14 protein-coding genes are annotated in these 23,263 nt (G+C 34.6%); 3 read left to right on the forward strand and 11 right to left on the reverse strand.

Annotated features, from left to right (window positions below; genetic code table 11):
* Position 1: 1 nt before the first annotated feature.
* From GB234_RS07195 to GB234_RS07205, 3 genes are all read right to left on the reverse strand, one after another.
* Complete coding sequence (locus GB234_RS07195) at positions 2 to 1,627, reverse strand: M1 family metallopeptidase (RefSeq protein ID WP_151893876.1); 1,626 nt, start codon at positions 1,625 to 1,627, stop codon at positions 2 to 4.
* Positions 1,628 to 1,689: 62 nt separating this feature from the next.
* Positions 1,690 to 3,018, reverse strand: coding sequence for a M28 family peptidase (locus GB234_RS07200; protein WP_151893877.1), 1,329 nt, complete (start codon positions 3,016 to 3,018; stop codon positions 1,690 to 1,692).
* Between the two features lie 21 nt (positions 3,019 to 3,039).
* Complete coding sequence (locus tag GB234_RS07205) at positions 3,040 to 3,969, reverse strand: TolB family protein (protein ID WP_151893878.1); 930 nt, start codon at positions 3,967 to 3,969, stop codon at positions 3,040 to 3,042.
* 175 nt (positions 3,970 to 4,144) lie between these two features.
* Between GB234_RS07205 and GB234_RS07210 the strand changes: the two genes are divergently transcribed.
* On the forward strand, positions 4,145 to 4,603 hold the full coding sequence (locus GB234_RS07210) for a hypothetical protein (protein WP_151893879.1): 459 nt from the start codon (positions 4,145 to 4,147) through the stop codon (positions 4,601 to 4,603).
* A gap of 78 nt (positions 4,604 to 4,681) precedes the next feature.
* Here GB234_RS07210 and GB234_RS07215 read toward each other — a convergent pair whose 3' ends face one another.
* From GB234_RS07215 to GB234_RS07230, 4 genes are all read right to left on the reverse strand, one after another.
* Complete coding sequence (locus GB234_RS07215; RefSeq protein WP_151893880.1) at positions 4,682 to 6,493, reverse strand: acyl-CoA dehydrogenase FadE; 1,812 nt, start codon at positions 6,491 to 6,493, stop codon at positions 4,682 to 4,684.
* A gap of 103 nt (positions 6,494 to 6,596) precedes the next feature.
* Positions 6,597 to 7,787, reverse strand: coding sequence for an acetyl-CoA C-acyltransferase (locus tag GB234_RS07220; RefSeq protein WP_151893881.1), 1,191 nt, complete (start codon positions 7,785 to 7,787; stop codon positions 6,597 to 6,599).
* 89 nt (positions 7,788 to 7,876) lie between these two features.
* Positions 7,877 to 10,285 (reverse strand): 3-hydroxyacyl-CoA dehydrogenase/enoyl-CoA hydratase family protein, encoded by a 2,409-nt coding sequence (locus GB234_RS07225; protein ID WP_151893882.1) that lies wholly within the window; start codon positions 10,283 to 10,285, stop codon positions 7,877 to 7,879.
* 217 nt (positions 10,286 to 10,502) lie between these two features.
* Positions 10,503 to 10,952, reverse strand: coding sequence for a MarR family winged helix-turn-helix transcriptional regulator (locus GB234_RS07230; protein ID WP_151893883.1), 450 nt, complete (start codon positions 10,950 to 10,952; stop codon positions 10,503 to 10,505).
* Between the two features lie 304 nt (positions 10,953 to 11,256).
* On the opposite strand from GB234_RS07230, the gene GB234_RS07235 reads away from it, so the two are divergent.
* Positions 11,257 to 11,622, forward strand: a complete 366-nt coding sequence (locus GB234_RS07235) for a hypothetical protein (protein ID WP_151893884.1) — start codon at positions 11,257 to 11,259, stop codon at positions 11,620 to 11,622.
* Between the two features lie 35 nt (positions 11,623 to 11,657).
* On the opposite strand, the gene GB234_RS07240 is transcribed toward GB234_RS07235, so the two are convergent.
* From GB234_RS07240 to purL, 4 genes are all read right to left on the reverse strand, one after another.
* Positions 11,658 to 12,593 carry a VPGUxxT family thioredoxin-like (seleno)protein, type 2 gene (locus GB234_RS07240; protein WP_172966856.1) on the reverse strand — a complete coding sequence of 312 codons (936 nt, stop codon included), beginning with the start codon at positions 12,591 to 12,593 and terminating at the stop codon, positions 11,658 to 11,660.
* Positions 12,594 to 12,695: 102 nt separating this feature from the next.
* Positions 12,696 to 14,474: an AMP-dependent synthetase/ligase gene (locus GB234_RS07245; RefSeq protein WP_151893886.1), complete on the reverse strand. Its 1,779-nt coding sequence runs from the start codon at positions 14,472 to 14,474 to the stop codon at positions 12,696 to 12,698.
* A 119-nt stretch (positions 14,475 to 14,593) separates the two neighbouring features.
* A complete protein-coding gene (locus tag GB234_RS07250) occupies positions 14,594 to 16,996 on the reverse strand; it encodes a M14 family metallopeptidase (protein ID WP_151893887.1) in 2,403 nt (800 codons plus the stop codon).
* Positions 16,997 to 17,084: 88 nt separating this feature from the next.
* Entirely contained in the window at positions 17,085 to 20,750 is a 3,666-nt protein-coding gene (purL, locus tag GB234_RS07255) for a phosphoribosylformylglycinamidine synthase (RefSeq protein ID WP_151893888.1), read from the reverse strand.
* A gap of 285 nt (positions 20,751 to 21,035) precedes the next feature.
* Between purL and GB234_RS07260 the strand changes: the two genes are divergently transcribed.
* Entirely contained in the window at positions 21,036 to 23,216 is a 2,181-nt protein-coding gene (locus tag GB234_RS07260) for a T9SS type A sorting domain-containing protein (RefSeq protein WP_151893889.1), read from the forward strand.
* The last annotated feature ends 47 nt before the right edge of the window (positions 23,217 to 23,263 follow it).

Raw genomic sequence — 23,263 nt, forward strand, 5'->3', positions numbered from 1 at the left:
ATTACTGTACGTTTTGAGATTTAATAAAGAAGTCTTCTTTTAAACTAAGCTCACGTATATCTCCAATGTTTTCAAATGTTTGCCATTGAGCATTGGGTTGAATCCATTTTTCTTTACCGTTTATATTCATAATGACAGGCATATCAAAACCTTCAATAATGTCAACGTAACGATAAGTAAGTTGGTTCAAAGAATACTTATATTCTAATTTTGGAATCATTGTTGTTCTAAGGTATTGTTCCCAGAATTCGGTTAAATCAATTCCCGCTTTTTCACTAATATATTCTTCTACTTGTTGCGTAGTAACTGTTTGATGGTAAAAATCTTTATTTAGTCCTCTTAGTATATCGCGCCATTTTTTATCATCCTCTAAGAGTTGGCGTACTGTATGCAATATATTTGCGCCTTTGTAGTACATGTCACTGCTACCTTCATTATCCATGTTATACGTGCCTATAATTGGGCGGTCATTTTGAATTCTCTTACGAGTACCTATAACATACTCGCTAGCTGCTTCATCACTAAAATTGTAACTTAAATATAAATTTTCTGAATATGCAGTAAACCCTTCATGTATCCACATATCTGCAACATCTTTATTTGTAATATTATTTGCAAACCACTCATGCCCAGATTCGTGAATTATAATAAAATCAAAACGAAGTCCCCAACCAGAGCCTGATAAATCATTTCCTAGATATCCATTTTGGTAGTTATTTCCGTAAGTAACACTACTTTGATGTTCCATTCCTAAATATGGAACTTCAACAAGTTTGTAACTATCTTCATAAAATGGATAAGGCCCAAACCAATATTCAAATGCTTGTAACATTAAAGGCACTTGAGAAAATTGCTCTTTTGCCTTATCAAGATTTTCTTTCAAAACATAATAATCTACATCAAGTAATCCATTGATTCCTTCATGTTTGTAGCCAAAGGTTGTATAATCCCCAATATTTATATTTACTCCATAACTATTAATAGGTTGTGTTACTTTCCAATGCCACGTCTTTGTATTTCCATTATCAACTTCATTAATCAAACGACCGTTTCCAACCGCAACTAGATCGCTTGGCACTGTATAAAACATATCCACTCCAGTATCTGGCTCATCAGCTGGATGATCTTTTACTGGCCACCATACACTTGCGCCTATTCCTTGATTTGCTGTAGCAATAAATGGATTACCATTGCTGTCTTTTTTCCAGCTAAACCCTCCATCCCATGGAGCATTTGCAGCCTCAGTAGGTTCCCCTGAAAATTTGATTACAAGTGTATTTGTATCACCAATTTTTTGTTTTTCTTTTAATTTAATAAAATGTGCATTTCCTTTACTTTTAAATTTTAGTTTTTTACCATTTTGTGTAACCTTGTCAATTTTCATTGGTGTTTGCAAATCAATCTGAATTACTTTTTCGACTTCAGAAACTAGGTAGGTGATGGTATTTGTTCCTTCTATTTCTTTTTTTGTTGGGAATACTTCTATCTCAAGTTTATAGTGCTGTAAATCCCACCAAGCGCGTTCTTCTGTTATTGAACCCTTTAGTTCATCTGCCTTTGTAAACTTTTGAGCAAAAGAGAGGGAGATTGTAAATAAAATTAAGAATGAGGTTATTATATATTTCATAGTTTATTATGCATTGTAAAAGTGACCGCAATTTAAAATTTTGTTTTCACATATATAGAAGATTACCTAAAAACCCCGTTTGGAAATACAACCACACTTTCATGACCGTCTTTTCCAACTGCCGCGATACCAAAAAAGTAATTATCAATCACAATACCATCAAGTGTAAACTCATTTACGTTACCCACATAACGACTGTTATCCCAAGTAGGGGAAGTGGTTTCTCTCCAGTAAATTTTATAGCCTAAGGCACCCTCTACTTTATCCCATTTAAATTTTGCCGATGGTTCAACAATACCGCCAATGGACACCTCAGTAGGAGACGCAGGTGCCCACGCCAAACTAGCCATGGTAATGGCATTAACAGCCGTCAATTTTCTGGCATAGCCAAAATTTACAAACTTCAACATATCTCCATATTCAATACCATCCTCAACACGAATATCTTGATGTTGTTGCGTGTAGTTTTCATGAGCCTCCATAATACGAATACCAGCATACCCTAAATCATTAAATGGACGATGGTGACCGCCACGCCCAAAACGATCTAAACGGTAAATCATCATTGGGTTCATCTCTGGCATATACGTTTTAGTTGTTTTGTAAACATAACGAGCTAATTGACGAGAGATGCCATCAACTTCGCCGCCATAAAAACGACGCATTTTTCGTTCTCTTTCTGTTTCAGTTTGTGGTACGGGTTCACTAAATATTCTAAAATCTATATTACTTATCACTCCATCTACACCCTTAATATTTCCGATCATATCATTATTAAGAACTCCTATGATATCCCAATTTTTTTCCTTAGCAAACGCAGCAAATCCAGCACCACCAAAGAGTCCTTGTTCTTCTCCACTTAATCCTAAATAGACAATGTTAGCGTCAAAGTTATATGCAGATAAAACCCTAGCAGCTTCAATAGCACCCGCCATTCCGCTTGCATTATCATTAGCGCCTGGAGCGTCTTTTGTAAAATCACTGCCGTCACTGTTTCGAGAATCAATGTCACCACTCATAATTATATAGCGGTTTGAGCCCGTTTTACTTTTTTGAATTGCAACAACGTTAACCACCCATGTATCCTTTGGTACGCGGGTATTTCCCTCAGCCTTCACTAGGTCTTTTTGATAAAATACATTTAAACAATTTGAACAGTTATTTGAGATTGCATCAAACTCAGATTTTATCCAGCGCCTAGCAGCACCTATTCCACGAGTATCACTAATGGTATCACTAAATGTATTTCGAGTACCAAAATTTGCAAGTGTTGTAATATCTGCTTCAATGCGCTCCGCAGATACATTGTTAATTATCTCATAGATTCTAGCATCTGTTTGCGCAAAAGTGTTTACAAAAAAGCAAAGGAATAATATTTTTAAAAATTTCATAATAGTTTTTGTGGGGTTAATTTATTGTTTTGTTTCAGCAACTAACGCTAATCTTTTTCCGTTGGGACTTACTGCAATTCTTGTAATTTCTGAAATATTAAAACTTGAAAGATCTGCAACTTCTTTCCATTCTTGATTTCCGAAGAGATTATATTCATATAACTTTGAGCCACTCCCTAAAACCAATTTGGTTTCACTTAACCAGCAGTGATCCTGAATGCCTACAGGTAGTTGGCACACAAAATAACTTTCTTTATCTCCATCAATATCTAATAAATAAATATCGTGATTTTTATCCTCATTAATCAATGTATAGCTTACCGAATTACTATTTGGGACATTATGAATTGAACGTCCTGAATTTGATATATAATTTTCAACTAGATTAGTCTCAAGGTTAGCAATTATAAGATTTAATTGATTACCACCAAGCTCTGATGCTATAATTCTCGCATTGTCATGGAAAGCGAAGTAGGCAACTTCAACATTGGGGAGTAGTAATTTGTTTTTACCGTTTTCTAAATTATCATAATCGTAAGCGTATAGTCCTTGTACTCCAGTAGTATCTAAACGTACAGCAGCAATTTTATTTGATTTGGGAAATTTTTGCGGGGAATATTCACCACCATTTGTGGGCATATTTATACGTTTCTTCTCTTTTAAATTTATAGCAAATTGCATTATTTCGGTCTGTCCATTTTGGGTGCCTGCAAAAAGTAAATTTTCATTATCTGCAAAAGATGGTTGACTATTGTAACCTGGATTATTTGATATATTTCTGAAATTTGAAACCTCAAAATTATTAGGTGTTGTATTAATATCCATTAAAAAAACTTCAGTATCATTCTGGGAATTTCCGAAGAAAGGAAAGAGAAGAAAGATAAGCAATACGAATAGTTTTGATAGTATTTGAATCTTAAAATAGCTATAATTTATGATATTTAATTTCATGCCCGTTGTTTGAAAACGAAAGGTACTAAGATTGTACCAATTTTTTTAAGTAGTTTTATCATTCTAAAGAATTTTATATAGCAAATTAATAGCAAGATGCTTGGTTGAGTACTTAAACAACTTTAAGTTAAACAATGGTTGAAAATCTTCACTCTAAAAAAAAATAAGAATTCCAATGTTCAAAAAAATAGCAAAAGGATTATCAAAATTAGGTAGTAATAAAGCAGATGTACCTTTTAATGAAAGTGCAATGCATGTTGTTGACGGTCAAAAAATAGGGGAGTCAAAGGATGGCCATTTATATATAGGCTTTAATGAAATTAGTGATTATTTATTTTTGGAAACTCTAATAGCAACCCCATCAAATATTAAAACATTTGATGGGGCTACATTAGACTTTAAAAGTACAAATGGTAATTTTAGTTTAATTTCAGACACTAAAGAAATTGCTTCTGAATTTTCAAAACAAGTAAATCGTTACATGACGGAATGCAGTTTTGATATTACAGAAGATTTAATTAAACGTGTTCAAAATAGAGATTTTCAAACTGTAACTTATCGTTATAAAAAGAAAGTAATCGTTATGAATATGGTTGCTGCTTCTAAGAAAATTATGTCTGACGAGGAGGAATAATTAATTAAAATTTCAGAATAAAAAAAACCTCTTAGATCAATTAAGAATTAAGAGGTTGGTAATTTTACTGATTATTGTTTAGAAACAATATTTTCCTTCGGCTGAAACTTTTTCAGCAATCATTTTACGCATTGCTCCTATATTAGGCATGTTTTGATATTTTGTAAAACGTTTAAGTCCCATTAACATCATACGTTGCTCATCACCTTCAGCAAATGAAATGATTGATTCCTTCGCTTTTACAGAAATTATGTCTACAGCATGATATAAGTATAATTGAGACATTGCAATTTGTAATGTTTGAGATTCCTCACCAGAACGTTTAGCATTTTTCTCTGTTCTCAAAATAGCACTTTCGGCCATATAGATTTCGATTAAGATATCTGCTGCTGCCATTAGCGTTTGTTGATGTTGTTCTAATTTGTCTCCATATTTTTGAGCAGCACTACCTGCCACCATTAAGAAAACTTTTTTCAGTTTCTTAATCATATCTTTTTCTTCAGCAAAAAGTACGCTATAGTCTGGAGTTTCAAAAGAAGGTACAGAAGTTAACTCTGTAGCTACTGCTTGAGCTGGGCCTAAAAGATCTACGTGTCCTTTCATAGCTTTCTTTACAAGCATTCCTACTGCTAACATGCGGTTAATTTCGTTTGTTCCTTCGTAAATACGTGCTATACGCGCGTCTCTCCAAGCAGCTTCCATAGGTGTATCTGCGCTAAAGCCCATTCCACCAAAAATTTGAATTCCTTCATCAGAACAATTTTGAACATCTTCTGAGACTGCTACTTTAAGGATAGAACACTCAATTGCGTATTCTTCTACTCCTTTGAGCTCTGCTTCTTGATGTGTATTTCCGTCTGCCATTCTCATTGCAATACGGTCTTCAATATTTTTTGCAGCACGGTAAGATGCAGATTCTCCAACGTAAGCAGAAGTAGCCATTTCAGCAAGTTTTAGCTTAATAGCTCCAAAACTAGCAATAGGTGTTTTAAATTGAATACGCTCATTTGCATAAACAGTAGCATTTGTAATAATACGTCTTTGCGCATCTAAACAAGCTGCGGCTAGTTTAATACGACCTACGTTTAAAGCGTTCATCGCAATTTTGAATCCTTCGCCACGACCTGCCAGCATGTTTTCTACTGGTACTTTTGTTTCATTGAAGAAAACTTGGCGTGTAGAAGAAGAGTGGATACCAAGCTTGTGCTCTTCTTCACCCATAGAAATCCCATTGTCAGGATCATTTTCTACAATAAAACCAGTAATGTTTTTATCATCTTCAATACGAGCAAACACAATCATCACATTACAGAAACCTGCATTTGATATCCACATTTTTTGTCCGCTGATTGAGTATGTTTTACCATCTTCACTTAATATTGCTTTAGTTTTTCCACTATTAGCATCACTACCAGCACCTGGCTCAGTTAAACAGTATGCGCCAAACCACTCACCAGTAGCTAGTTTAGGCACATACTTCATACGTTGTTCCTCAGTACCATAAAGTGTTATTGGCATTGTACCAATCCCCGTGTGAGCTCCAAAAGCTGTCGCGATTGAGCCTGTACCGCCAGAAATATAATCACAAACAAGCATTGTAGTTACAAAGCCCATTCCTAATCCATCATATTTTTCAGGTACAGCAACTCCCAGAAGTCCCATTTCACCAGCTTTACGCATTACTTCTTCTGTAAGCGCATAATCTTTCTTTTCAAATCTTGGTTTATGAGGCCAAATCTCACGATCAACAAACTCAATAACCGATTCTTTCATCATCTTTTGCTCATCACTAAAATCTTCTGGTGTGAAGATGTCTTCGCAAGCTGTTTCTTTTACTAAAAATTGACCTCCTCTAAGAATGTCTTTCTTTTCTGCTGTTTCTGTACTCATATTTTTTTTTATTAAGATTGTCTGTTGGAGCGTAGTCTAGAAGTTTTTAAATTAAGTCTGGTCAATTAGATCTTGACTACGCTCGACCAGACATTTAAATTGTTTATTTCAAAAATTCAAAAATACCAGCGGCACCTTGTCCAGTTCCTACACACATGGTAACCATACCGTATTTTCCTTGCATATCACGCTTACGCATCTCATCAAATAGCTGAACAGATAATTTTGCTCCTGTACAACCTAGTGGGTGACCAAGTGCAATAGCACCTCCATTTACATTTATAATATTTGGATCTAAATCTAATTCTCTTATTACTGCTAATGACTGCGAAGCAAATGCTTCGTTCAACTCAATTAACTTAATATCATCCTGCTTTAATCCTGCTTGTTTTAAAGCTTTTGGTATTGCTTTTACTGGTCCAATTCCCATAATGCGTGGCTCAACACCTGCAGCAGCATAATTAACCATTCTCGCAACTGGTTCAAGATTTAGTTCTTTTACCATCTCTTCACTCATAACCATAACAAAAGCAGCACCATCACTCATTTGCGAAGAATTACCAGCTGTTACACTTCCGCCAGCGGCGAAAACAGCTCTTAATTTTGCTAGTGCTTCTTTGCTAGTTCCTTTTCTTGGACCTTCATCTTTATTTACTACGTAGCTTTTTGTTTCTTTTTTACCAGCAGTATTTACAAATGTTTCGTCGACAGTGATAGGTACGATTTGATCTTGAAAACGATCTTCAGCTTGGGCTTTTAACGCTTTCATATGTGAGTTGTATGCAAACTCATCTTGGTCTTCACGAGATACTTTAAATTGGTTTGCCACTGCTTCTGCAGTATTACCCATACCCCAATAATAGTCTTCATGTCCAGATTGAACTACATCGTAGTTTAATTCTGGTTTAAAACCAGTCATAGGAACGCTACTCATAGACTCTGCACCTCCTGCTATAATACAATCACCCATTCCGGCTTGTATTTTTGCTACTGCCATACCTATGGTTTCAATTCCGCTAGAACAAAAACGGTTAACTGTAACTCCAGGAACATCAACAATGTCTAATCCCATCAAAGAGATAAGTCGTGCCATGTTTAACCCTTGGCTACCTTCTGGCATTGCATTTCCAACAATGACATCATCAATACGCTTAGGGTCTAATTCTGGCAATTCCTTCATCATGTATTTAATGGTTTCGGCTGCCAACTCATCTGTACGCTTAAAACGAAAAACTCCTTTAGGTGCTTTTCCTACTGCGGTACGGTATGCTTTTACTATATATGCTGTTTTCATTTTTTGTTTTGCTTTAGGCTTTAAGCTTCATGCTTTAAGCGATTTAAAATTTGCCTATAGCGTATTGCTTAAGGCATATTGTAGAAACGTTAATTTCTCAATGGTTTACCTTTTTGAATCATATGCTGTAAACGCTCTAGTGTTTTGCGTTCTCCAGTTAAACTTAAGAATGCTTCGCGCTCTAAGTCTAATAAGTATTGCTCGCTAACTAAAGTGGGTTCACTTAAATCACCTCCTGCCATAACATAAGCAAGTTTGTTTGCAATTTTCTGGTCGTGCTCACTAATATAATTACTGTCTTGCATAGAATCTGTTCCTACTAAGAACATACCTAATGCTTGCTTTCCTAATACTTTTACATCATTTCTAGGTGCTGGTTTTGTGTACCCCATATCTGCCATTTGTCTTGCAACTGCTTTTGCTGTTGCAATTTGGCGAGCGGTATTAACAACAACAATATCTTTGCCTGGCTTTAAAATATCAAGATCATATGCTTCATGCGCAGATGTTGATACTTTTGCCATACCAATTGTTAAGAAATGCTCTTGTAATACATTTAATTCTACGTCACCTTTCTGGAACATATCACTAGCACGTAATGCCATTTCTTTTGAACCACCACCACCTGGTATTACTCCAACACCAAATTCTACTAATCCAATGTAACTCTCAGCAGCTGCAACTACTCTGTCAGCATGTAATGTTAACTCACATCCACCACCTAAAGTCATGCCGTGAGGTGCCATTACTGTTGGGATAGAAGAGTAACGTAAACGCATTACTGTATCTTGGAAATACTTTACAGCAGCATTCAACTCATCATATTCTTGCTCTGCAGCCATCATAAATATCATTCCAATATTTGCTCCAACAGAGAAGTTAGTCCCTTGATTACCTATAACCAAGCCATCATATTTATCTTCTGCAAGATCAATTGCTTTGTTTATTCCTGTTAAAACATCTCCACCTATAGAGTTCATTTTACTACGGAATTCTACATTTAAAATACCATCTCCTAAGTCTTGAACTGAAACTCCACTGTTACTAAAAACTTCGGTAGTTTTTCTTATATTGTCAAGAATGATAAATGAATCTTGTCCAGGTATTTTTATATGTTTCTTTTGTGGGATGTCATAAAAATATGTTGCACCATCTTTTACAGTATAAAAAGAATTTACTCCAGCTGCTTTCATTTCAGTAACCCAAGCATCAGGTGTTTTTCCTGCTGCCTCAATTAATTCTAATCCCTTGTCTAATCCAACTGCATCCCAAATTTCAAACGGACCATGTTGCCAACCAAAACCAGCTTTCATAGCATCATCTATTTTGTAAAGCTCGTCAGTGATTTCAGGAATACGTTTTGAAACGTAGGCGAACATTGCACCAAAATTCTTTTGGTAAAACTCTCCTGCCTTGTCTTTTCCTTTTATAAGGATAGGAAAACGGTCTGCAACATTATCAACAGTTTTGGTTAATTCAAGCGTAGCAAATTTTGCTTTCTTACCGGGTCTATATTCCATGGTATCTAGGTCAAGGCCTAAAATTTCGGTTTTACCATCTGCATCTTTAGATTTTTTGTAGAAACCTTGTCCGCTTTTACTTCCTAGCCATTGCTTGTCCATCAAACCTTCAACATAATCTGGCAACTTAAACAACTCATGTTCCTCATCATTAGGAACGTTCTCGTAAATTCCATTAGCTACATGTACAAGAGTGTCAAGTCCTACTACATCTACCGTTCTAAAGGTTGCGCTTTTAGGACGTCCAATTACAGGACCTGTTAATTTATCAACTTCCTCTACAGTCAATCCCATTTCTTTTACTAAATGGAACATAGCTTGAATACCAAAAATACCAATACGGTTTCCAATAAATGCAGGGGTATCTTTAGCAACCACAGTTGTTTTTCCTAAGTATTTTTCACCGTATCCATTAAAGAATTCTAAAACCTCAGGCGACGTTTTTGGCCCTGGAATAATTTCAAATAATTTTAAATAACGAGGTGGGTTAAAAAAGTGTGTTCCACAGAAATGCTTCTGGAAATCTTCACTACGACCTTCGCTCATAAATTTAATAGGAATACCAGATGTGTTTGATGTAATTAAAGTACCTGGTTTTCTATGTTTTTCAAGATTTTCAAAAACTTTTTGTTTAATATCAAGGCGTTCTACAACAACCTCAATAACCCAGTCAACCTCGCTCACTTTTGCAATATCATCTTCTAAGTTTCCTGTTGTAATACGCTTAGCAAAACTACTATGGTATAATGGTGCTGGTTTTGATTTGATAGAAGCAGTAAGTGCATCATTTACAAGACGGTTGCGTACAGCTTTGTCTTCCAGAGTTAATCCTTTTGCCTTTTCCTTCTCATTTACCTCTCTTGGCACGATGTCCAATAATAGGACCTCAAGACCAATGTTTGCAAAATGGCAAGCAATACCGCTTCCCATAATTCCTGAACCGATGACGGCTACTTTATTGATTCTTCTTTTTGACATAGTTTTAAGTTATGAGTTTTAGTTTTAAATAATACCTTTCTAATTTTAGATGTATTAATCTTGACTTTATTCTTAATGTTAAATTATTTTCTTCGGAAATATAAATTCCGTGGCACTAATTGTATTAATAAAATTCTGTATTATACTTCAATATTTTAAAAGTATAATTAAATAATAGCTACTATAAATAAAATGCTATATTTAATTAAAGCCTTGTTCAATGACCTGCTATTGTTTTATAAATTTTCTTTCCATTTATTAATTCTTGCATGGTGTTAGCTACTTTTTTAAAGGTGTAAAGTTCTTCTTCGCTAATGTGCTTTTTAACAGCTTCATCAAAACCGAGAACTACACCTTTTGAAAACTCACGCATTTCTATACCAAAATCAGTAAGATGTATTAATACACCCCGTCCGTCTTGTGGGTTGGGACGGCGTTCTATTAAACCTTGTTCTTCCATTTTCTTTAGCGTACGCGATAGGGAAGTAGCCTCCATGCCCATTTTAGGTCCTAATGCTGTAGAAGGAGTTCCACCCTCTGGATCAATGCTTATTAAGGCAAATCCAGTTGCCATAGTACTTTCTTTTCTTCCAGCTTCTTCATTGTACATTTTTTGTACCGCCATCCATGTACTCCTTAATATATAGTCTATTGTTTTTTCTTTCAAAGCAGGTATTGATAATTAGGTATGTCAAATATAATCAAATTTACTATGCGTGCATAATAAATTGTTCTTAAAAATTCAGATTAAAAGTATGTGACGTTTTTTGTGTTTTTATAGTTTATCAATTTTAAAATCTAAAATATTTATCTAGAGTATTAATTCATATCTGTTTTAAAAGTAGGAATTGTCTTAACTCAGTTGTTAAATAACGTTAAACTTTTATTAAGCTTTTAAATGTGAGGTGAATTACTTTAAATTACTACTAAATTGATCTTTGATAAAAATTTCAGAAAAAAATCTAAAAGATATGAAAGGGAATTCTAGAGGAAGTATTGCGTTTATTGTCGATAAATTAGTAAATAAAGGAAATTCGACAACTATCTATGATAATGCTGAAAGTACATATTTGAGCTATAACGGTATTGTAGAGCCAGAATCTATTGACTTGTATGATTACGCTAATGGTTGTTACATTTCAGGAAGAAAGAGTGACGATATGTTTACGTTATTCCATTTTGGAGAAGGTAATCATATTGATTTAAAAATTGATGGGAATAAATTTACTGGCTTTGATTATAGTTCTGACTCTTATTTTAAAGGAATTATAAAGGAAAGTTCAATTTCTGTATTTGATTATGGTGAAGGAACTGATTTTAATTATGCGACTTCATAATTGATACTAATTTGTAATTTTTTTTTTAAAAGCTTCTAATTTTTATTTTCGAGCTGAATTAATTGACTTGGACTTAAATACTGAGTAGCGTCTTTGCGACTGCCTAATGCGCTATTAATTTTTGTTTTTTGAAGTTCAGTAAGTGCTAAGTATTTGTATTTACTGTGTTTTAAATAATAATCTTCATCTTTTTCTGACCAACGGAACGATTTATTTGCTATTGGTTGCATTTGATTTTTACTGGCAAAAGTATCCAGTTGCTCTTTGCTTATTTTAGTTTCATCATATTTTACTTTAACGACTTCGCCGCTATTAAAACCTGCTTTAGTTTCTAATACTCCTTCTTGGGAGCCTAGTTGTTTTTCGCCAGTCCAGAAACAATACATTTTGTATTGTGCTTCTTTAACAGCTCCGTATTTCTTAGCTTTTAACTCTTCTCCTAAAAGTGTAATATATTTAGGCACTATTTTCCCATCATTTTCAAGCACATTTACAATAGCGTTATAGACAGCTAGTGCAGAATAATCGCCAGAAATACGTTGGGTTAGGTTTTTCCCATTTTTATTTACAATGCGCACAACCGGGTTGTTCCAAGTTGGTTCGCTATATTTTTTAAGTATTTCTTTATCTTTTCCACCCTTGTTATTAAATATTGCTAAGGGTATAAATTCGTTTGAGATAGCCTCAACTAGTAACGGGTTGCTCATTACATTATGCCCATAGTTGCGGCATGTAGCACAACCTGGAACTTCTTGAAATAATATAAATATTGGTTTATTTTCTTTAGCCGAAATACTAGTTGCTTGGTCAAAATCTCGATACCATGAAACTAGACCAAGTTCTTCATCTTGATTTTTAGGGTTAGTGCGTTCTTGGGCGTTTAAAGAAGTTGATAATGTTATTACAATTAACAATAGGTATGCATTGAACATTTTCATAGGAATAATATTTTTAACTTTGGTCGTATGCATTACCATTTACTTACATTTTACTATTTCTATAATTTATTTTTAGAAACAAAAAAACCGCTTCTAAACTAGAAGCGGTTTGATTTTTTTAATAAATATAAAATACTATCTACCGTACAATCCTTCGTATAAGTCTTTGTACATTTCTTTAATAACTTTACGTTTTGCTTTCATTGTAGGTGTAAGTTGACCTCCTTCAATACTCCAAACGTCTGGGGTTAATGCAAAGGTTTTGATTTTTTCCCATTTTCCAAAACGCTCGTTATACGTATCAATTTCTTTTTGAACTCGAGCAATTAATTCTTTGTTTTGTGAAGCTTCTTTTGTGTCTGATGGTAGATTATGACCATTTTTATTAGACCAATCCATTATCCACTCCCAATTAGGTTGTATTAATGCCGCTGGCATTTTTTCTCCATCACCTACGACAAGTATTTGTTCAATAAAGTTTGATTGTTTCATCGCATTTTCAATCAATTGTGGTGCAACATATTTTCCACCACTTGTTTTGAACATTGATTTTTTACGGTCTGTAATTTTTAGAAAACCATCTTTATCTATAATTCCTATATCCCCTGTGTGAAAGTAACCGTTTTTTAAAACTTCTGCTGTTTGATCTGGGTCTTTATAATACCCCATCATTACTTGTGGACCTTTTACAAGAATTTCACCGTCTTCAGCAATTTTAACTTCAGTGTCAGGTAATGGCTTTCCTACGGTTCCTATTCTAAACATACTGTTACGCATATCGTTTACAGATACTACAGGTGAGGTTTCGGTTAAACCGTAGCCTTCCATTACAGGACATCCTGCAGCATTAAAAACACGTGCTAGTCTAGGTTGTAATGCAGCACTACCAGATGCGATTGCTTTAAGATTTCCGCCAAGAGCTTCTTGCCATTTACTAAAGATAAGCTTACGTGCAATCTTTAATTTTGTTTCGTAAATCCAACCATTCTGTCCGTAGGGTTCCCATTTAAGACCTAAATCTACCGCCCAGAAAAATAAACTTTTTTTAACACCCGTAAGATCTGCACCTTTGGCAATAATTTTATCATATACTTTTTCGAGTAATCGAGGTACTGCTGACATAACTTCAGGGTGAACTTCTTGTAAGTTGGGGCTTATTGTTTCAAGACTTTCAGCAAAATAAATACTCACCCCACAATATTGATACATATATAAAAGCATTCGCTCATAAATATGACAGACAGGTAAAAAGCTTAATGCTTTGCTTTTACCCATCACTATTGGTAATCTTCCTTCACTATGCATTGCATTACTTGCAATGTTTTTATGATTGAGCATAACACCTTTAGGTCTCCCTGTTGTTCCAGAAGTATATATCAACGTAGCAAGATCATCTTCCTTTACAGCGTCCATCCTTTTTTGAACTTCTGTTTGTAATTCCTTGTTGTCATTACCAAGTTTTAAAACCTCCATCCAACTACCGCACCCTTTTAAATCATCAAAACTATATACTCCCTTTAAAGAAGGAACATTAGCCTTGATTTTATTGATCTTTTCAAGAACTTCAGCACAAGACACAAAACAATATGTTGACTCGCTATGATTTAAAACATATTCGTAATCCTCTTCGCTAATTGTAGGGTAGATGGGAACATCTTGTGCTCCAGTTTGAAGAATACCAATATCGCATATATTCCATTCGGTTCTATTGGTCATTGAAATAATGGCAATTTTATCATTAGGCTGAACTCCTAATTTTATAAGACCTCGACTTATAGCATTTGCTTTATCAATATATTCTTGTGTCGAAGTTTTTACCCATTTTCCATCTACTTTGCTCACAAGTGCACCTTCTTGTGGATATTTTTCTAATTGATAATATGGAAAATCGAAAAGTCTTTTAGGGTCTGTCATGTTTGTAAGGATTTGAAATGCAAAATAGGTAAAAAAGTTGAAATATTTAATATTGAAATTTCAACAAATAAAAAAAGCCGCATATATTATTGCGGCTTTCTAAAAATTAGGCAGTTAGCCTATTTTTTAATGATTTTAAAACTTTCGGAAGTATCTTCTGAGGTTAATTTCATTATATAAAGTCCACTTGAAAATTGACTGTAATCAAAGGTACTGGTTCCATTGTTATTTATTTCCGAAGCAACTAATTGACCTTGCAGATTATAAACTTCTATGGTATAATTTGACTTCGAAGTTGTAATATTTAAAATATCATTTACAGGATTAGGGTAAATCCCGAAATTTGAAACTGTTATATCTTGAGTGTTTAAAGTAGCTTCGTTTACAATATTAAAGGTTAAATCATCAAAATAAAATCCATCTTCTGTCGCTCCTTGATCTGTTCTTAATTGAAAGCGTGCTATAATAGTTTCGCCAATGTAGTCACTTAGTTCAATTTCTTCTAAAACCCAATCATTTTGACTCCCATCATAAAGGGGTTCTCCTGTAGGTTGGAAATTTCCTGAGCCAGCTTTTGTAAATTTTCCACATTGTGGAATCCAGTCATTTCCATTATTGGTTGAAATTTCAAACTGCGCATAATCAAAGCCACTTTCAATCGCAAATTTTGTGTAAAAAGTAACATTAGCTCCAGTAGCATTGGTTAAGTCAATTTGATTACTTAGCGAGATAGTTTTATTTTGATTATTTGAATAATTTCCATTAGGGGAATCAGTGATTGAACTTGATGGAGATACGAATGTACTTGTTGTTACATCCCAGCCATTATTTGTAAAATTATCATTCACGCTATCACCCTCATCAGAAAAAATTGATGTTAGCGAACCAAAAATTTTAGTTACTAACACCTTTGAGTCAAAGATTCCATTATTTACAATAAGTTCATAAACTACAGGATCACCACTATTGACAGTGCCACCAAGCGTATATTGAACAGCACCATTTTGACTTGCTAAAAGTTCCATACCAGTAAAAATAACGGGGTTTCCTACGGCAACAATATTTGAGGTTATTGGATTAATACTAACTGTAAAATTACCATTGCCTTGTAGTCCAAGTCTTTGAATGTTGAAAGTTCCATTGTTTATAACGTTATCTCCAGTATATAATGGTGCGGTGTCTTTTGCGCTAGCAAAATTATTTATCATTTTTGATGCTGTTAAATTGAGAAACATCATTCCTTTTGAAAGTGGTATAATTTGATTTGATGGAGGCCAAAAAGATGGGCCTATCTCTGGAGTATAAGCATAGATTTTATCGTGTGTTCCAACTGTCCCATACATAAAATCATCACTATCGCCAGCTGCTGCGTATAACTCAGAGGATAAAATATTATTGAACCCATTTCTTGAAACAAGTTCATCACCTAAAGCTGTTAGAAGTCCTTCATCTTCTGAAACTTCATTGAGTGTATATCCAAAAGGTCTTAATAATAAATTGCCATGACTATGATTGTTGAAAGCCATCACAAAATCATGTTGCTCTACAAACCATTTCATCGCTTGATTTTCAACTTCACTAAAAGGAAGGTTACCTCTATAAATATCTGAACCTGTATCTCCTGAAGAACCATCACCACCCCACATTCCATTGTTAGGATTGCCATCTATAAAATATTCATAATTACGGTTATTATCCACGCCAAATGTTCCGTCGCCATTAGGCTTTCTGTTTTTTCTCCAAAAACCACCACCATTAGGATCTGTTTTTTCATTGTATAAATAGCCATCAGGGTTAACTACTGGCACAAAATATAACTCACTATTATTAACAATGCTTTGTACTTCTAGATCTGTATCATAATTCTCAAGTAAATACCACATATAAAAAATTAACTGATGTAACGAAATAGGCTCACGTGCATGATGAATGGCTGAGTATAGAATTTGTGGTTCACTTTCATTTGTGTCTGGATTATCACTAATCTTCACCCATTGAATTCCATTGCCGCCTATGGACGGAGTTACAGAGTTGTCTGGTTGTCCTTCAGTTAGAAAAGTACTAATATTTGATTTTGCAGAAATTAAATTAGGATATAATGCACGCATCTGGTCAAGATTATCTAACACCTCTTGATAGGTTAAATACCCACCCATTGAGCCTGATTGAAAATTAACAGGCGTAGGATAATCTTCACCATCATTTTGACAATCTGCGTTTCTGTAAGGTTCTTTTAAAGCATTTTTTCTTAAAAAGTCTCCTTTTAGATCATCAATTAAAACATCGACTTGAAAGCCATTAATTTTAGCAATTTGTAACTCTGTTTCAGAAAATTCTGATATAATAAAAAATCCTTTTTTGTGAACTCCATGATCAACAGGAAGCCCTATTGACTCTAAACGCGCTAAGTCTTCTATTTGAGAGTAAGAAATTTTTGCTCGCTGGTATTTTTCTTGTTTTTGCTGTTGTGAAAATACCATAGTGGTAATACATAAAAAGGCAATAAATAATATCTTTTTCATAAATGGACTAGTTAAAAACAAGTAGTCCTCAAAGCTAAGCAAACCTTACACTTTGAGGACTATTATATGATATGAATATGAGAATAAATTACTTAGTCTCTAACCATTTTTTAGCATTTATAAAACCTTCAAGCCAAGGAGAAACTTCATCTTTACGATCACTTGGGTAAAAACCCCAATTCCATGGGAACGTTGAACGTTCTAAGTGTGGCATCATTACTAAATGTCTTCCAGTAACATCAGTAAACATTGCTGTGTTAAAGTCACTTCCGTTAGGGTTTGCTGGAAATCCTTCATGCCCGTACTTACCTACAATATTATATTTATTCTCTTTCTGCGGAAATGAGAATTTACCTTCACCGTGTGCTGCCCATATACCTAATGTACTTCCTGCTAAGCTAGAAAGCATCACCGAATTATTTTCTTGAATTTTAACCGACGTAAAAGAACACTCAAATTTACCACTATCATTATATAGCATTTTTGGTTTCTCTAAATCATCTGGTGTTAATAGACCTAGCTCTACAAAAAGTTGGCATCCATTACATACACCTAGTGAAAGCGTATCATCTTTTGCAAAGAAATTTTTCAAAGCCTTGTTTGCTTTTTCATTGTATAGAAAAGCACCAGCCCAACCTTTTGCACTCCCTAGGACATCACTATTAGAAAACCCACCCACAGCGGCTATAAATTTAATATCCTCAAGTGTTTCGCGGCCGCTAATCAAATCTGTCATGTGGACATCTTTGACATCAAAACCTGCTAGATACATCGCATTAGCCATTTCGCGCTCACTATTACTTCCTTTTTCTCTTATAATAGCTGCTTTAATTCTAGGTTTGCTAGTATCAATCACAGGGAGTTTTCCGCTGAAATGTGCTGGAAATTTAAATTCTAACGGTTGTTTTTTATAATTACCAAAACGAGCTTCGGCTTCTTTACCACTTTGTTTTTTGTCAAATAAGTAAGATGTTTTATACCAAGTGTCTCTCATTGCTGAAACGGAGAAGTCAAAATCTTCTGTGCCATTTTTGATTTTAACAGTATCACTTTCCGTTACAGCCCCTATTTTATGAAATGTAATTCCAGCTTTAGAAAGTGAAGTTTCTAAAATTTTATCTTCGGTGGGTTGTAAAACGATTCCGCAGTTTTCAGCAAACAACAATTTAATAGTATCTTTTTCTGAAATTTCAGACAAGTCATATATAGCACCAAGATTAACATCGGCGAAGCACATTTCTAATAATGTAGTTATTAATCCCCCTGAAGCAACGTCATGTCCCGCGCTAATATTTCCGAAGGAAATTAACTCTTGTATTGTATTAAAAACAGTTTTTACATATGCAGCACTTTTTACTGTTGGTGCTTCATTACCAATGCTATTTTGTACTTGTCCAAATGAAGAACCACCCAGCTTAAAATCGTCTTGCGAAATGTTGATATAGTAAATACTACCCTTGTCTTTTTGAAGTACTGGCTCAACTACATTTTTAATATTGTTACAATGACCCGCAGCCGTTATAATAACAGTTCCTGGAGAGATAACCTCTTCGTTTTTGTATTTCTGCTTCATAGAAAGTGAATCCTTTCCAGTAGGTACATTTATTCCAAGTTCTATTGAAAAATCACTAATAGCTTCTACGGCTTTGTACAAACGTGCATCTTCGCCTTCATTGTTGCAAGGCCACATCCAGTTAGCCGATAGTGAAATACTTTTTAATCCATCTTTTAATGGTGCCCAAATGATATTTGTAAGCGACTCTGTAATTGAATTTCTAGAGCCTGCAACAGGATCAATAAGTCCAGAAATAGGGGAGTGTCCTATACTTGTTGCAACCCCTTCCTTTCCGTTATAATCTAATGCCATTACACCGCAATTATTAAGTGGTAATTGTAACGGCCCAGCACACTGTTGTTTTGCAACTTTACCGGTAACACAACGGTCTACCTTGTTAGTAAGCCAGTCTTTACAAGCAACAGCTTCTAATTGTAAAACTTGCTCAGTATAGTTTTTTAAATTTTTAATATCGTAGGTTGCATTATGGTAATTGCGAGCTACGGTTTTGTCATTCATGATTGTTTTTGGTGAGCTGCCAAACATATCTGCGAGTTCAAAATCCATTGGTTTTTCACCAGTAGTTGCGCTTTCAAATGTAAACTTATGGTCGCCTGTAACATCACCCACCTCATAGATAGGAGAACGTTCACGGTCTGCAACACGTTTTAAAGTATCAATGTCTTTTTGAGCAATTACAAGTCCCATTCTTTCTTGCGACTCGTTACCAATAATCTCTTTTGCAGATAGAGTAGGGTCACCCACAGGCAGTTTATCTAAATTTATTTTTCCGCCAGTATCTTCAACTAGCTCACTTAAGCAGTTGAGGTGTCCCCCAGCACCATGATCGTGAATTGAAACGATAGGGTTGTGGTCGCTTTCTACCATTCCTCTTACGGCATTTGCTGCTCTTTTTTGCATTTCTGGGTTAGAGCGTTGGATTGCGTTTAATTCTATTCCGCTTGAAAACTCACCAGTATCTGCGCTAGATACTGCAGCACCTCCCATACCTATTCTGTAATTTTCGCCTCCAAGAATGACAACTTTATCTCCTTTTTGTGGTGTGTCTTTTAGTGCTTGATTTGCTTTTCCATATCCTATTCCACCCGCCATCATTATTACTTTGTCAAAACCAAGTTTTCTGGCATTATCAGCCTCTTGATGTTCAAAAGTTAATATAGAACCTGTGATTAAAGGTTGCCCAAATTTGTTTCCAAAATCTGAAGCTCCGTTACTGGCTTTTATTAAAATATCTAGTGGGGTTTGATATAACCACTCACGTGCATCCATCGCTTTTTCCCAGGGTCTATTTTCTTCTAACCTTGAATAGCTAGTCATGTAAACAGCAGTTCCTGCTAATGGAAGCGAACCTTTTCCGCCAGCAAGACGGTCTCTAATTTCACCACCGCTGCCTGTTGCAGCACCATTAAAGGGTTCAACGGTAGTTGGAAAATTATGCGTTTCTGCTTTAAGAGAAATTACGCTTTCAAATTCTTTATTTTCGTAGTAATCAGGCTTATCTGCACTTTTAGGAGCAAATTGTGTCACTTTAGGACCTTTTACAAATGCAACATTATCCTTATATGCTGAAACGATTCCGTTATGGTTTTCTGCGGAAGTTTTACGAATCATTTTAAATAATGAAGAAGGCATTTCTTTACCGTCTATGATAAATGTTCCGTTAAAAATTTTATGTCGACAATGCTCACTATTTGCTTGGCTGAAACCAAAGACTTCTGAGTCTGTTAGATTTCGGTTTAGTTTTTTTGCAAGATTTTCAAGATATGTTACTTCTTCAGCATTTAGAGCTAATCCCTCTTGACTATTAAAAGCTGCAATGTCTTTTATTTCTAGAATTGGCTCAGGCGTTATGTCAATTTTAAAAATATTTTGATGGAGTTCTGTATATTTTTGAGACAGCATGGGGTCAAAATCTTGGTTCATTTCAGCATTAAAAAACTGCTCAATTCTAACGATACCTTCGATTCCCATATTTTGGGTAATTTCTACGGCATTAGTACTCCAAGGAGTAATCATAGCTGCACGAGGACCAATAAAAAAATCCGTCAAAACGGATTTGTCAATTTTAGGCTGGTTGCCAAAAAGCCACACTAATTTTTTAGTGTTTGTTGCTGAAATTTCTGCGGAAGTCTGCACTGCGAAAATGCTATGCTTTATGTCTCCAAAAAAGTGAATCATTGTATGATAATTTTAAGAACGTGGCAAAGGTAGCTATTTTTAGGCGTATTTTTTTCTAATAAAAATATCACTTAACCTCATTTATTAAGCAGTTGTCAACAATATGTATTACCTTTAGATTACGCGATTTTTGTTTTTACAAGTCACTGATATTTAGATATTTGTTTTATTTTTAAAGTGATGGAATATTTTAACTAGAGTTGCTGTTTTTAATACTTTACGAATTAGGATAAAAAATAAAACTGAAAATCAACTATCTTTAACAAAAATTAAAATAAATATTTTATGAAAAAATTATTCCTTGGACTTGCATTAATAGGGGCGACCTCACTTTTTGCTCAAGAAAAAGCCACAGAAGGACCAACTGAAATTACACATGGTACATTTCTTGGGAAATCAATTCCATTAAGAAATATGCCAACCATTAATGAACTTCGTACTGCTGGTATTGATAAACAAATGGAAATAAAACAACGTTTTGACCCAACTGAAGAAAACCTTGTTTTTAATCCAAATGCTTTACCTGCAGATGGTGAAGATCCTGTTAGACAAACGGAACAGGGAACAAGAGAACGATTACAAGTTATAGAAAATTTTGATGGAATTACAGTACAAGAGTCAGGTGGCTTTTTTCCTCCTGATCCTACTGGGGCTGTAGGTCCTAATCATTATGTAAATTCGGCTAATTCTGTTGTTAAAATTTTTGATAAAACAGGAAATTTATTAGCAGGCCCTACTTCATTAGGCGCTTTTCTAGGAAATGGAGCAAATAATGGTGATCCAATTGTGATGTATGATCAATTAGCAGATCGTTTTTTTGTAAGTCAATTTCAGATTTCAAATAATGCTTTGATAATTGGAATTTCTGATACTGCAGATCCTACTGGTTCTTATAATGTCTATGAGTATTCTTTAAATGCATTTCCTGACTATCCTCATTATACAGTGTGGCATGATGGGTATTATTTGACTGCAAATAAAAATAATGGAAATACTACATACGTTTTAGATAGACAAGCTATGTTAGACGGAGATGTTAACCCTGCCATAATTGGCTTTAATTTGCCACAGGTAAGAAGAAATCCTGCAACTGTTTTTAGTCCAGAGCCAGCTCATTTGCTAGGAAGTGATTTTGATGAAGATGCACCAGGTTATATTGTTTATTTACAAGATGATGCTTGGAGTGGAATTAGTTTTGATCATTTAAAAGTATGGGAAATTGATGTTGATTTTGCAACACCTGGAAATTCGACGATTTCTGCAAATCCATTAGAAATTCCTACACAGCCATTTGATTCTTTTTTGCGACAATTTGGACAAGGTGATATTGATCAACCTGGTACTACACGTAGATATGATGCTCAAAGTGGAATTATTAGTTATGCAGCAAATTATAGAAGATTTACAGATCATAATTCATGGGTAATAACTTTTAATACAGACATAGGTGGGATTACACCAGGAATTAGATGGATTGAATTACGTAATGATGATACAAATGATTGGTCTATTTTTCAAGAAGGAACATATGCTCCAGCAGATGGAGAAGGAAGATTTATGAGTAGTGCTGCAATGGATATCGATGGAAATATTGGGATGGGATATAGTTTAGGTAGTGGAGAAACGTTTAATAGTATTAAATACACAGGACGTTTTGATGGAGATGAACTTGGGGTAATGACATTTCCAGAAAGTACAATTCTTGATGGAACTGGTCGTCAAACTTTTACAAATAGATTTGGAGATTATGCGCACTTATCTATGGATCCAGATGGTTCTACATTTTGGTTTACAACGGAATACTTTGTTGCGGTTAATCAATGGAGAACACGTATAGCTTCTTTTAAACTGAACAATGGCCTTGCGGCTGACGTAGGGGTTTCAAGTTTTGTTTCACCTCAAACTGGGGATTTAGGTGTAGCTGAAACAGTAACAATTAATGTGTTTAACTTTGGGAATAATGCACAATCAAACTTTGAAATAGAATTAAGAGTTGATGGTTCTTTGGTAGCGACAGAAACATTTTCTGGAACATTAGAGCCTCTATCAGGAGATACTTTTACTTTTGCTCAGACAGTAGATTTGTCAACACCACAAACTACATATGAAATTGAGGCTAAAACAATTTTAGCAGGTGATGAAAATAATCCTAATGACCCTTTTACTACTGTTGTAGATAATACATTATTAGCGGTTAATGATTCTGAATTTAATGCTGGTGATTTTACAATTACTCCTTATGGAGGAAGACAGTATAATGTTAATTTTACAACTACTAGAGATTTTGGAAGTATAAATTATACAGTTTATAATACAATAGGTCAAAAAATTATGGACAGTAAGTTAAAATCAATGGGTAATGAGCACACAACCTTACTAGATTTTAATGGACAACCACAAGGAGTTTTCTTTGTAAAACTTAGTAATGGAGAGTTTCAAGCGACTAAGAGGATTTTAGTAAATTAAAGGTAATACTCTTACCACTTTAGGATTTTAAAGTTCTTTTAAAAAAA

Origin of the sequence: Patiriisocius marinistellae (assembly GCF_009014635.1) — a bacterium.
GTDB lineage: Bacteria > Bacteroidota > Bacteroidia > Flavobacteriales > Flavobacteriaceae > Patiriisocius > Patiriisocius marinistellae.